The organism is Paenibacillus sp. A3 (genome assembly GCF_001399685.1).
GTDB lineage: Bacteria > Bacillota > Bacilli > Paenibacillales > NBRC-103111 > Paenibacillus_G.
In genome coordinates, this window is sequence record NZ_JTHN01000046.1 from 21,106 (window position 1) to 33,990 (window position 12,885).

The 12,885-nt window shown below is 50.7% G+C and carries 11 protein-coding genes; 5 read left to right on the plus strand and 6 right to left on the minus strand.

Features of this window, described 5'->3' with window-relative positions:
• Window positions 1-273: 273 nt before the first annotated feature.
• Both QJ48_RS06715 and QJ48_RS06720 read left to right on the plus strand, forming a co-directional pair.
• Entirely contained in the window at window positions 274-795 is a 522-nt protein-coding gene (locus tag QJ48_RS06715) for an accessory gene regulator B family protein (RefSeq protein WP_054972869.1), read from the plus strand.
• 152 nt (window positions 796-947) lie between these two features.
• Window positions 948-1,289: a LytTR family DNA-binding domain-containing protein gene (locus tag QJ48_RS06720; RefSeq protein WP_054972870.1), complete on the plus strand. Its 342-nt coding sequence runs from the start codon at window positions 948-950 to the stop codon at window positions 1,287-1,289.
• A 4-nt stretch (window positions 1,290-1,293) separates the two neighbouring features.
• On the opposite strand, the gene QJ48_RS06725 is transcribed toward QJ48_RS06720, so the two are convergent.
• Entirely contained in the window at window positions 1,294-1,695 is a 402-nt protein-coding gene (locus QJ48_RS06725; protein WP_054972871.1) for a LytTR family transcriptional regulator DNA-binding domain-containing protein, read from the minus strand.
• 248 nt (window positions 1,696-1,943) lie between these two features.
• Here QJ48_RS06725 and QJ48_RS06730 point away from each other — a divergent pair, with 248 nt between their 5' ends.
• Together QJ48_RS06730 and QJ48_RS06735 are read left to right on the plus strand one after the other, a co-directional pair.
• A complete protein-coding gene (locus tag QJ48_RS06730; protein ID WP_054972872.1) occupies window positions 1,944-3,008 on the plus strand; it encodes a LacI family DNA-binding transcriptional regulator in 1,065 nt (354 codons plus the stop codon).
• Between the two features lie 62 nt (window positions 3,009-3,070).
• Window positions 3,071-4,204: a glycoside hydrolase family 88 protein gene (locus tag QJ48_RS06735; protein WP_054972873.1), complete on the plus strand. Its 1,134-nt coding sequence runs from the start codon at window positions 3,071-3,073 to the stop codon at window positions 4,202-4,204.
• Window positions 4,205-4,295: 91 nt separating this feature from the next.
• On the opposite strand, the gene QJ48_RS06740 is transcribed toward QJ48_RS06735, so the two are convergent.
• Window positions 4,296-5,279 (minus strand): cation diffusion facilitator family transporter, encoded by a 984-nt coding sequence (locus QJ48_RS06740; protein WP_054972874.1) that lies wholly within the window; start codon window positions 5,277-5,279, stop codon window positions 4,296-4,298.
• A gap of 696 nt (window positions 5,280-5,975) precedes the next feature.
• Between QJ48_RS06740 and QJ48_RS06745 the strand changes: the two genes are divergently transcribed.
• Window positions 5,976-7,829 (plus strand): fibronectin type III domain-containing protein, encoded by a 1,854-nt coding sequence (locus tag QJ48_RS06745; RefSeq protein WP_054972875.1) that lies wholly within the window; start codon window positions 5,976-5,978, stop codon window positions 7,827-7,829.
• Window positions 7,830-7,990: 161 nt separating this feature from the next.
• Here the strand turns inward: QJ48_RS06745 and QJ48_RS06750 are convergent, their stop codons facing one another.
• The 4 genes from QJ48_RS06750 to QJ48_RS06765 all read right to left on the minus strand — a co-directional run bounded on the left by QJ48_RS06750 (window position 7,991) and on the right by QJ48_RS06765 (window position 12,747).
• Window positions 7,991-8,194 carry a YbdD/YjiX family protein gene (locus QJ48_RS06750; protein ID WP_010493609.1) on the minus strand — a complete coding sequence of 68 codons (204 nt, stop codon included), beginning with the start codon at window positions 8,192-8,194 and terminating at the stop codon, window positions 7,991-7,993.
• Complete coding sequence (locus QJ48_RS06755) at window positions 8,187-10,274, minus strand: carbon starvation CstA family protein (RefSeq protein WP_054972876.1); 2,088 nt, start codon at window positions 10,272-10,274, stop codon at window positions 8,187-8,189. The genes QJ48_RS06750 and QJ48_RS06755 overlap by 8 nt, the downstream gene beginning before the upstream one ends.
• 119 nt (window positions 10,275-10,393) lie before the next feature.
• A complete protein-coding gene (locus QJ48_RS06760; protein WP_054972877.1) occupies window positions 10,394-11,137 on the minus strand; it encodes a LytTR family DNA-binding domain-containing protein in 744 nt (247 codons plus the stop codon).
• Window positions 11,138-11,142: 5 nt separating this feature from the next.
• On the minus strand, window positions 11,143-12,747 hold the full coding sequence (locus QJ48_RS06765; RefSeq protein WP_054972878.1) for a LytS/YhcK type 5TM receptor domain-containing protein: 1,605 nt from the start codon (window positions 12,745-12,747) through the stop codon (window positions 11,143-11,145).
• Window positions 12,748-12,885: the final 138 nt, after the last annotated feature.

Consider the following 12,885-nt stretch of genomic DNA (forward strand, 5'->3'; position numbering starts at 1 on the left):
TGCTTCAAATTATTACTGCGTCTACCGCTTTCTTATTGGGAATGTGGGTCAAGAGAAACCGCAAGGGATTCGATTTTGTTCCCCATTCCCAGTATGAAGTCGTTAAAATGAATAAAATTAATATTGCGTTTCTTGGCTTAAATTTATTGTCTGTTTCCGTGTTGTCTCTCCTATATCTAACGAATCAAATTATTCAGCTTTTTTATTTGCCTTTTGCCCTAGTTCTTATCATGTACTTCATATTATATTTTGCGTATAAAAAGGATCGCTCCAATGATTAAACGGCCGTCGCGAGCCATAGCAGCATGGCTAAAAAATGCCAACCCGGAGGAAACCGCAAGCATTGAAGTTATGGAGTATGCCTTAAGTATTATAATTAATATTTCATTGATTATTATCATCGCGTTAGGTGTCGGACATAGCATGGGGAAATACGGCGAAACCGCTCTGGCCTTGTTTAGTTTTATTTTGTTAAGATTTTTTTCAGGCGGAGTACACATCAGGTCTAGTTTCGGATGTATGGCGACAACCATTGTATTATGTTTAACGATTCCCCGCCTTCCCATACTGAATAAGGCAGAGATGTTGATATTTACTTTGATTTGTATTTTATTATTGCTATTGTTTGCACCTCAAGTGGATAGCGAGGCCGGTTTCAAACCCGAATTGAAACGTTTATTTAAAATCATCTCACTATGTATCGTGAGCTCGAATTTAATCTTATGGTCATCGATCATTTCTGTCTCTTTTCTGATTCAGTGTTTGACCCTCATTCCTTTAAAAGGAGATAAATAAGTATGAAGAAACAGATTGCCAGGAGGGTTTCAAATATATTATATGCTTGCGCTAAGTTTTTCGCCGTTACTTTGAAACCTGCTTTGTTCAGTCCCAAAGCCCCGAAAGAATTGATGGACAAAAATAAGGTTTAGTTTGGAGTTGGATTTACAATGCGAGTGCTTCGGGAGGACGGTTCGGGTTACGAACTTGACGACGATGAGATCGTTTTTTTCACCACTCATAATAATGTCATCAGCGTACATACCCGCACTGAACGATATATCGTTCCGACGACCCTCGACCAGCTGAGCAAAGCGTATCAAGATTTGTCGTTCGATAAGGTGGATCGATCTTATAGCGTAAGAATTGACCGGATCGAAGGTTACCATGCCGTTCGTAAGGCGGTTTATTTTGAGGAGGAAACAACGGATAATACGAAATACGCTCCCGTTTCCGAGCCCAACATGAAAAAAGTGTTAAAGCATTTGGAACAGAAAAAAGACCAACCTTGAAAGGCTAGTCTTTTTTCGGCAGTGCTCCGGGGATCGATTGACATCGGTTATGGTTGATGCGCTGATGAACGATGTCTTGCAGCAGATGCATGAACATCCAGCTGATGGAAGCGAACTTGCTTCGCTCTGTCGGGAAATCGTCAAAATAGGCCTTCAAATGGCGTCCTACGCCCTTGACCTTCGACATGTTCACGACATTAGAGCCATCGAGCTGCCAGAAATCTTCAATATGATTTTCCAGATCGTCCAAATCCGCGATAGCCCGGTATTCTCCATGCAAAGTATGGAAAATAAGCCTTCCGGACTTATCCTTTTCGGTATAAAGAACATCGCTGTGGAGATCGATAACGGCGAGTCTGCTTTCTCCCGTTGGCAAAGTTTGAATAACCGACATGGGCGATTTCATGGAGGTTCTCCTTTTGTGTACTTTTTAACAAAAAATTAGATACTAAATAATGGTTAACCATGGAATTGTTTACTAAAAAGGATAACATAGATTTAGTTATTTTTTTACATTGGTTTAAAATTTAAATCCTCTATTGACAAAATAAGCCAAGCCTATCTATAAAATTCCGTTGACGAATCGGTAGGTTAGAAGGTAAAATAGAGTTAATTTAAACGTTTAAATTATGTTGAAGAATTGGAGTGCCGGTTATGAGCAAAAAACGCCAAATCACGATCGTAGATCTGGCAGAGGCTGCCGGCGTATCGATTGCCACGGTGTCGAATGTGCTGAACCGACGGAATGTGCCGATGTCGGCTGAGACAATTCGGAAGGTGGAAGCGGCGGCGGAGCTTCTCGGTTACCGCCGCAATGTGATGGCAGCCAGCCTCAGCAGCAAAAAGTCCTACGAGCTAGGGATGCTCGTACCGAGCTTTGGCGGGTATTATGGGCGTTTTGCCGAAGAGATGCAGCGCACCGCTCACCAGTATGGGTACCATCTGTCGGTATTTTCGGCGGCGGGCTTCGATCCGGAGATCGAGAAGCGTCACTTGGACGTGCTGCTGCAGCGCAGGGTAGACGGGTTGTTCTGTCACGGATTGGCGATGTCTCAGGAAGCCACCAGACAGATCGTATCCGACGGTACCCCGCTGGTTCTATTTAACGCGTGGGGGTGGCCGAGCGACATTGCGGCCGGCGCGGTCAATCTCGATTTTCTGGAAGGCTGCAATACGATCGTGCGGCATTTGTACGAGCAGGGCAGCCGGAAGATGGTTTACTTAGGGAAAACCAAATCGCTCGGAACGGATCGGCAGCGCCGTATCGGCTTCCGCAACGGGCTGGACCGGCTTCCGGAATCAATCCCGTCCACGATCGTGGAGCTGGATGACGGGCTTACGATGGATGAAGCGGTGGAACAGGTTATCGCTTTTTCGGACGGGGTACGGCCGATCGGGGTGATGGGATTCGACGACAATGTGGCCTTGGCGTTCATGTTTGCCGTGCTGCGTCATGGCTACAGGGTTCCGCAGGACGTGCAGATTGTCGGGGTTAATAACGATCCGTTCACTTCCGTCTGCTATCCGTCGATGACGACGATGAACATTCCTTACGACAAGCAGGCCCGACTGGCCATCCGCTTGATGCTGGAGCAGCTCGGGGAAAGCGATACGATGGTGCGGATCGACGGAAATGCCGATCAAGTCGAGATTACCGATGCGCGTGAGGTCCGCGTTCCGATGCAGCTTGTTCCGCGCATGTCCACCCAGTCGGTCTGACGGGTGGCATCGGCCTCCGGGCCCTACATAGACGACAACCAGAAAAAAGGAGCTTGATCCTCATGAGTTTATGGCAAAAGGCGATTGAAGACGCGGTTCAAAAAACAAAAGCCAACATCGGCAAATTCGGCGGCCTGTTTCCTCATGTCAGCGAGAACGGAAAATATATCTTAAACGATAATTGCGATTGGACGGAAGGCTTCTGGTCCGGGATGCTGTGGCTTTGCTATGAGCATACGAAGGACGAGGCGTTCCGCGAAGCGGCCGTGCGGACGGTCGAGAGCTTTAAGAAACGGCTCGAAGCCCACCGGGTGCTGGATCATCACGATATCGGGTTCTTGTACTCGCTTTCCGCCAAAGCGCAGTGGATTATCGAGCGGGACCCGGCTGCCAAGCAGCTGGCGCTGGAAGCGGCCGATGTGATGATGCGGCGTTGGCGTCCGAAAGGCCGTTACATTCAAGCGTGGGGGCCGGAAGGCGATCCGGAGAACGGTGGACGCATCATCATCGACTGCATGATGAACCTGCCTTTGCTGTACTGGGCTTACGAGCAGACGGGCAACAAGGAGTATTTGGACGTAGCGGTTACGCATGCCGACAAATCGCGGCGTTTCTTGGTCCGTGGGGACGATTCGTCTTACCATACGTTCTATTTCGACCAAGAAACGGGCGAGTCGCTTCGCGGAGGGACGCATCAAGGCTACCGGGATGGCTCCACATGGACCCGGGGTCAAGCTTGGGGCATCTACGGGTTCGCCTTGTCTTACCGGTATACGAAAAATCCGCTGTATCTGGAAACGTCCCGCCGCATGGCGCGTTATTTCCTGGAGCGGCTGCCGGAAGACGATGTGGTGTACTGGGACTTCGATGCGCCGGTTACTCCGGAAACGAAACGCGACAGCTCCGCGTCCGCGATCGCATCGGCCGGGCTTGTTGAGCTTCTGTCCCATTTGGACGCCGAGGATGCCGATAGGGCCTTCCTGGAGGACGGGCTGCACCGTTCGATGAAATCGCTGGTCGAGAATTATTCCACCATCGGACAGCCGGATGCGGAAGGGCTGCTGGAGCACGGCTCGTACAGCGTACGCGGCGGGTCGGCGCCGGACGATTATATGATTTGGGGCGACTATTACTACCTCGAAGCGCTGCTTCGGATGGAAAAAGGCATCACGGGCTACTGGTACGAAAGAAGCTAGAATGAATGGGAAAACTCCCTTACGATCCGATCCGCATAGGATGGCGTAAGGGAGTTTTTTGAATTTGCATGAAAGCGGGAGGTTCGCCGTGTCAATTTTGCAATGGCCTCATGACCGGGCCCTTCTCCGCTTGTTTATGTTTATGACGCAAAAATTGCTTGCCGTACTCGCCATGCGGATGAATGTTGACATGTTCCGTTTGGATGGTGGAATGCTCGATGCCGTATTTTTCCTTGAGCGTCTCATTGATGGCGAGAATGATGCAGAACGGTTGAATCTTGTCGTCGATAAACACGTGGGCGGTCAGTGAGTAATGGTCGGTCGATACGGCCCACAGATGCATTTCGTGCACATCTTCGACGCCTTCGACGTCCCGGATCGACTGGCGAATCTCGTCCAAGTCGTAGCGGCCGGGCACCGATTCCATAAGAATGAGGTACGATTCTTTGATGATTTTAGCGCCGCCAGTAAAAATAATGCCGCCGATGACCATACTGATGAGCGGGTCGAACCATTTCAAACCGGTAAAATAAATAATGATGGCGGAGACGATAACTCCGATCGAACTGAGCAAATCGCCGATAAAGTGCCATAGGGCGCTTTGGACGTTCAGGTTCTCTTCTTCCTTCATGCTGCGGCTGAGCACAAGGGTGAGCACCAGGTTGACGACGAGACCGATGGACGCGATGATCAGCATCAGCTTCAGGTCGATTTCTTCCGGCGTAATGAACCTGCGGATGCCTTCGATGAAGATGCCTGCGGCGATAATGGCCAGCGCCAGTCCATTCAGGAAGGAGGCGATGATTTCGAAGCGCAGATAGCCGAACGTAAACCGCGCATTCGGCGGCCGGGTAGCCAAGTAGATGGCAATCATGCTGAGGCCCAGAGCGATAACGTCGGAGATCATATGAGCCGAATCGGAGAGAAGGGCCAGCGAGTTTGACATCAAGCCCCCGATAATTTCGACGATCGTAAAGAAGGCGGTCAAAATGAGCGTAACCCAGAGCGTCTTCTTGGACCGGCTTTGTTCTTTGACATGATGAAGATGATGGAAATCGTAATGATCATCTTGCATGGGTAACACCGTCCTTTCGAGCTGCTGTATGTAACGGATTATACGTCAAGTTCTGAATTTTGGCAAATACTTTAATTGAGATCGTTTATCATTAGTTTTATGGGCTTATTCTTCGTTTTTGAGAAGTTTTATCACTTTTTTGATAATTTTTCTCAGTGGAGTGAAAGCGATTATCGTTTTCGTAAAATGGAAACGATTACAATTTTGTTACATAAATGAAATATTCCTGTTACGTATTTAACATGTTGGGGGTGTAATATAATAAGCAAGACCCCCTTTTTAATATATAAACCATTTGAAGACTCGCCCCGTTGGCGGGTCTCTTTTTTTTGTTTGGGAAGGGAATGTAACGAAATAGTTTTTTGGACTCCTGCCGGCTTTTGGTTGGGAGAGTGGAAGTACATGCACACAAAAGCTGAGTGTTTGAGGTTGCGCGCTGTAGTCTCTGAAAATTTCCTTATACCTACTAGAAAATTGTAAATTAGGGTAATTAAACTTGGACACAAATGAAAAAATATGGTAATTTATTGTTGTTTTCGAATTTTTAATTAGAAAATGGGAGGCGCTATTATTGGATTGATGCCATCAAGTGTTTGTGCAATTTGAGTTGGTTAGAATCTAGCTCTAATCAAGGTGTTTTAAGAAGACAATTTAAAATTGCTAGCAGAAACAAAGATAACTAAAAGAGGTGAAAGTGTGAAACGATATTCTGTAGTTGGATTAATTTTTTTCTTGTTATTTAATATTGTTCCCTTCAGTGCTTTCGCTGCAACAGCACCGCAAGATATTTTAATGAACGCTAAGTTCAAAATAGGAAAATCTATTACTGATTCATCTTTGGGGGAAGTTGTTAATAGTTGGGGAAGCCACAAGGTGGTCCCGCCTCTTTCGTATATGTGGTATGAATTACCATCGGTTGCAAATGTGGTTTTTTATGAATCCTTTGGACCTTCGGATCCTGAGGGGTTTTTATTATTTAACGAAAATGATGAAGTGATTTATAAAGGACCCGGTTCAATATCTAAATTGACAATAAACGTTTCGGGGGTAAAAAAAGTAGCAATTTATAACAAGGAGACAAACTTTTCGAGTACGGTGAGTTTTTTCCGCTTATGGGTTACTGACGATGACTTAACTCCGCCCCCGGCTCCAAAAAATCTGCAGGTAACGCCTTTGAATGCTTCAGCTTCATTGATTTGGGAGCCTTCATCGGCTGCCGATTTAGCTGGATACAACGTGTACCAAAACGGGGTTAAGATAAATACTTCTTTAGTTGTCGATACCAGAACGACTGTAGCATCCTTGGCTAACAATACAACCTACACTTTTAAAGTAACTGCTGTTGATAAAAGTGGGAACGAATCCTTACCTTCTAATGAGGTAAGTATCAACTTTGATACGCTTCCCCCAGCAGCACCCATCTCGCTTACAGCGGTTACCGGTTCCCTTCCAGGTACTGTGGACCTGACTTGGAAAGCAAACAGTGAAGCGGATCTTGCAGGCTACAATCTTTACCAAGATGGTGTGAAGGTAAACTCAGCACCTTTAACGACGAATTCATATCAGGTCTCTGGCATCCAAGCAAATACGTCGTATACATTCACCGTTACGGCTGTTGATACGTCAGGAAATGAATCCGTTCATTCGGAATCAGTCGTTTATTTCAATCGGATCGCACCTGCGAAGCCAACCAACTTAGTAGCTGTGGAGGGTAACGCAAAAGTGGATCTTTCGTGGAATGCTGTTGACAATGCGACAGGCTATAACGTGAAGCGCTCCACAAAATCGGGAGGACCATATACTACTGTAGCTGACAACACTTACGGCAACATTTATACTGACAGTGATGTAACCAATGGAATAACTTACTTCTATGTGGTCACCACGCTTAACAAAACTGTGGAAAGCGAACCATCCAATGAAGTATCTGCGACGCCTCAGGTAACATCTACACCGACTTTAGTTGTAAGCATTGCAGAAGAAAAGGTAAAGGTAGGACAAGAATTTACATCGAACATCGCTCTAAAAAATGTGAAGAATATTTATGCGGAAGATTTTGCACTTAATTATAATAACAAAATATTGGAATACGTTGGGTTCGAGGAAGTGCCCGGTTACAAAATCTACAATAAGCCAGTCGATCAAAATGGAAATCTCCGTTTTATTATCGCAAGTCAAGGTAAAGAGCATGGCATTAACGATGAAAAAACTTTTCTCAAGCTCAAATTCAAGGCAAAAGCTGCAGGAACAGGTAAAGTTGATGCTCTCAAATGCAGAATAGCTGATACTGAACGGGAATTTGACTTGGACGAATCATTTTGTTCGGAAGACTCCGTAACTGTTGAAGGGGTTAAGGACGTCAACAGATCGGGGGAGTACACGCTGCTTGATCTTGCAATTGACGGATACTATTACGGTCAGTTGGCTTCGAATGCCGATCCATCAAAATATGATGCGAATCAAGCAGGCGACGAATTCGTAAGAGATGAAGACTTGATTTATATTGTTAATCAAATGCTTTTAAATACGAACTATCCTCCGAATAAATAGGCAAAAAATAAAGCGTCTCCGCCAATGCCTTATTGGCGGGGCTTTTTTGTCTTAATATCGTAATAAGCCTTGCTACGGTTTTCATACCCTGTGTCACTAGATAGACGCAGCACTAGCAAAACAACAAGGCCGATCCGCTAAGGACCGGCCTTGACTTATTCTCAGCAGCAGCGCGAAACTTTGCCGCCTTTGGCGTTGTATCGGGCTTCCTGCGCCTCGCGGAAAAACTCCTCCCGCGTCTGGATCGGCTCGCCCGGATGGCATTCCTTCCGGTGCTCGACATACCGCTCATAGTTCGGCACCCCCACGAGCAAGTCGAGGAACTGTCTGCGGTACTTAAGCACATCCTTGACCGCCTCAAACATACTTCGGCACCTCCCGGACACCGTCTGCGCCGCGCGCGACGTAAGGCGCTTCGCTCAGCCCGACGGGCAGGCCCTTCAGCACGCGGTACCACGTCCGCAGCGATACGAGGAGTATGGCAATCACGATGATCATAAACACGCCGCATAAGATGGCATCCACGTAATCGTTCGTGATGATCTGCTGCATTTGCGCGGCCGTTTTAGCCGGAGCGACCAGCTTCCCGGCGTTCATCGCGTCCTGATACTGCTGCGCGTGGGTCAGAAACCCGATTTTGGCGTCGGAGTGAAACAGCTTCTGCCAGCCGGCCGTCATCGTAATGGTGAGCAGCCAGACCGTTGGCACCAGCGTCACCCAGGCGTACGCTTTCTTGCCCATTTTCAGCAGGATGGTCGAGCCGAGAATGAGCGCCATGCCCGCCAGCATCTGGTTGGCGATCCCGAAAAGCGCCCAGAGCGAGTTGATGCCGCCCAGCGGATCGATGACGCCTTGGTACAAGAAATAGCCCCAGCCGGCCACACAAAGCGCCGTAGCTATGACGTTGCCGAGCGTGGATTCGGTATTGCCGAGCGGCTTGACGACGCTGCCGAGAATTTCTTGAATCATAAACCGGCCTACCCGGGTTCCTGCATCGATCGTCGTCAGAATAAACAATGCCTCGAACAAGATGGCAAAATGATACCAGAACGCCATCAGCGCCTTGCCGCCAATGACCCCGGACAAAATATGCGCCATGCCGATCGCGAACGTCGGCGCACCGCCGGTCCGGGAAAGAATCGTCGATTCGCCGACATCCTTGGCCAAATTCGTCAGGTCGTCCGGCGTGATCGTAAAGCCCCATGACGTCAAAGTGGCCGCCGCTTTCACCGCATCGGTGCCGATGGCGGCAGCCGGGGAGTTAATGGCGAAGTAGGCGCCAGGCGTAATGACGCAGGCGGCGATCAGCGCCATGATGGCGACGAACGATTCCATCAGCATCGCGCCGTAGCCGATCGGCCGGGCGTGCGTTTCCCGCTCCAGCATTTTCGGTGTCGTGCCGGACGAAATCAGCGCATGGAAGCCGGAGACGGCGCCGCACGCAATCGTAATGAACAGGAACGGGAACAGGTTGCCCGCGAAGACCGGGCCTGTGCCGTCGATAAACTTGGTCGTGGCCGGCATCGCGAGATCCGGCATGACGAACAGGATGCCGAGCGCCAGCCCTACGATGGTGCCGATTTTCAGAAACGTGCTCAAGTAATCGCGCGGGGCCAGCAGCAGCCAAACCGGTAGGGCGGAAGCGATGAAGCCGTAAGCGATCAGCATGATCGCAATCGTCTCGCCGCTGAACGTAAACATGCCGGCGAGCACCGGGCTTTCGGCCACGTACTTGCCCCCTACGAGAGAGCCCAGAAGCAGCACCAGCCCGATCAGCGAAGCTTCAGCGACCCGTCCCGGGCGAATAAACCGCATGTAGATTCCCATCACGACGGCGATAGGAATAGTGGCAGCGATGGTGAACATCCCCCAAGGGCTCCCGATCAGCGCTTTGACGACAACAAGCGCCAGCACGGCGAGCAGAATGACCATAATGGCGAGAATGCCGACCATCGCGATCACCCCGGCGGTCGGGCCGATTTCTTCCTTGATCATCTCCCCGAGCGATTTGCCGCCCCGTCTCGTCGAAGCGAATAAAATGACGAAGTCCTGCACGGCTCCGCCGAGAATGACGCCGATCACAATCCAGAGCGTGCCGGGCAAATAGCCCATCTGCGCCGCGAGCACCGGACCGACGAGCGGCCCTGCGCCAGCGATAGCGGCGAAGTGATGCCCGAATAAGACCCATTTGTTCGTCGGCACATAATCTTTGCCGTCATTGTTGATCTCAGCCGGCGTCTTGCGGTTGTCGTCCAAGCCGAGCACTTTGCGAGCCAGAAATTTACTGTAAAAGCGGTAAGCGACGGCATAACACGAAACGGCGGCGACAATCAGCCAGACGGCGTTGACCGATTCTCCGCGGTTCAGCGCAATCGCCGCGAATCCGAAGGCGCCGAGTACCGATACGAGTCCCCACAAACTTATGGATTTCAAGCTTTTAGCCATAGCGGTTCCCTCCACCTGTGAATTTGTTCCATTGGCAGCGTTTGCAAACAAGTATAAACGCTCTTTTGCCCGAGGGAAACCGCCTGGATCGCATGATGTCCGGAACCCGGTTCAAGATGTCAGATTTCCAGCTTCAAACGCAGCTCCTTCACATAATTCCGGCTAACGGGAACGCGGCTCTGCGCCGCATCGTCCATCCGTACGTCGTAAGCTCCGTTGACCCACGACTTCAATTCCGTGATCGCTTCCAGCCGGACCAAATAGCTTTTGTGGCAGCGGAAAAAACCGAACGGCGCCAGCTTCTGCTCCAGCTCCTGCAAGGTGTAGGAGACCTCGTAAGCGTCCCGGATCGTATGGATTTGAACCCGTTTGCCTTCCTTGCTGATATAAACGATATGTTTCGGCGATACGTACTTGATGCCGTCGTCCAATTCCAGCGCCAGCTTCACGCAGGTGTCTCCCGCCACGGGCTTGCGCGAATTCGGCGCAAGGCTCTTCTCCGCGGACAGCCGCAATTCCCGAAAGACCGCACCGAGATCGTCCTCGTCGTACGGCTTCAATATGTAATGAAACGCACGCAGCTTGAAGGCGTCGATCGCATAATGATCGTAAGCGGTGGAAAAGACGATTTTGACCCCCGGGTCGAGCTCGCCGACGATTTGCGCCACCTGCAGTCCGCTGAGGTCCGGCATTTCCATATCGAGAAACAGCACGTCCGGCGTCCGATCCTTCACCTTGCGGATCGCGTCCATTCCGCCGACCGCCTGCGTCACCTGCGACACGTCGGCGATCTGCTCCAGCAAATAGGCCAGCTCCTCCCGGGAAGGCGCTTCATCGTCGGCAATCACCACATTCCAACCCATTCCTTTCACCTCACCCAAAAGCTAACTTTTGTGCCCTTCCCCGGTGTACTTTCGATTTCCAGCGGTTCCTCCGTACCGTAATGGTAGCTCAGCCGCTGGACGATGTTGCGCAGCGCGACGCCTGCATGCTCGTCCGCCGCCCCCGCCACACCCCGGCCCATACCGGTGCCGTTGTCCTCCACTGTGATCCGGGCGCGGTATTGTTCGCCGCACGCTTCCCGCTTCACACCGAGGCGGATCATGCCGGGCCTGCCGATGTTTTGGAGCCCGTGGACAATCGCATTTTCCACCAACGGCTGAATCGTAAACGGAGGAATACGGCAGTCAAGCGCAGCTTCGTCAATATCCGTCACAAACTCAAGCTGGTCACCGAGCCGTGCCTTGGTCAAGTTCAGGTAGGACATGACAAGCTCAAGCTCGTCGCGGACCGAGACCAGCGTTGTGCCGCTGCCATTCATATTTTTGCGGAGGAATTTGGACAGGTGCGTAATGAGCTGCCGCGCTTCCTCCGGTTTCGTGCGGATGAACGATTTGACCGTGTTCAATACGTTGAATAAAAAGTGCGGGTTCATCTGCGCCTGCAGCGAGCGGATTTCAGCATCGGCCAACAGCTGTCCCTGCCTCTCCGCCTCCACGAAAGCGTACTGCTGGGAAATAAGCCTCGCCAGCGTTGTCATCATCCGCCGCCGGGACGGGGTATCCTCCTGCTTCCGCTCGTAAAACAACCGGAAGCGGCCGATCAGCTTCTTATTTTGCATTTCCATCGGCAAATCGACCCAATACGGCGTTTTGCGACCTTCTTTGACCCATTCCATATCGTTTTTGTAAAAGTAAGCGCCGACGGCCTTCGTCTCCTCATGCAGCGTTCTCGCAACTTCCCGGACCGCCCGGTCAAAATCCAACCGCCACAGCGGCATCGTTAAATCGGCGATATGCAGCGCTTTGCGCGCGTGCTCCGTCCCGATCCGATCCTCTTCGCTTTCCATCGTATGATACACGACGAAAAATAACGATACCCCGATCCCGTTGGCAACAATTTGCGGAATCCCGATCAGCGCGACCAATCCGAGCGCTTCGTTCCATGGCTTCGCAAGCAGCAAAATCAAAGTCATCTGAACCGCTTCCGCGAGCAGGCCGACGGCAAACGCAGGCTTGGCCGAAGCCGCGTGCCGGAAACGCCGTTTGATGGCATTACGGCATAATCCCGCCAGGATGCCCTGGGCGACAGGCGCCAGCATGCAGGCGACAGCGACGAAGCCGCCGAGGCTGTACCGGTGCAGACCGGCAATGACGCCGACGATCAGCCCGCTCTTCACCCCGCCGAGCAGTCCGGCGATGACGACGCCGATCGACCGCGAGTTGGCGATAGCGGCTGTGGGGGAGACTTCGCCGATCCATGGCGCCGGCTGGTACGAATACGGGGTCACGGTTACTCCGGAATATGTGCCGAGAATTGCATACAGGCTGAAAAAAACGACGAACCGCCACTGATGAGCCTGCTCCCCTTGGTAGCTCATGTAGCTTCGCATCCACCGGCTCCGCGAGAAGACGAACGCCAGCGCAATCAGGAAGCCGACGCGTTCCAGCATATCGACAAAAAGATGCAGCATCCTTACACATCCGTTTTAGAGGAATCTCGTTATCTTGTAGTCTATTATATCGCATTTGCTGTGCATGGAATGCCGAGTTGATGAAAAAATGGGGTTATTTTGAAAATAATGTATGTTTCTTTTTTTGTTATAATAGAG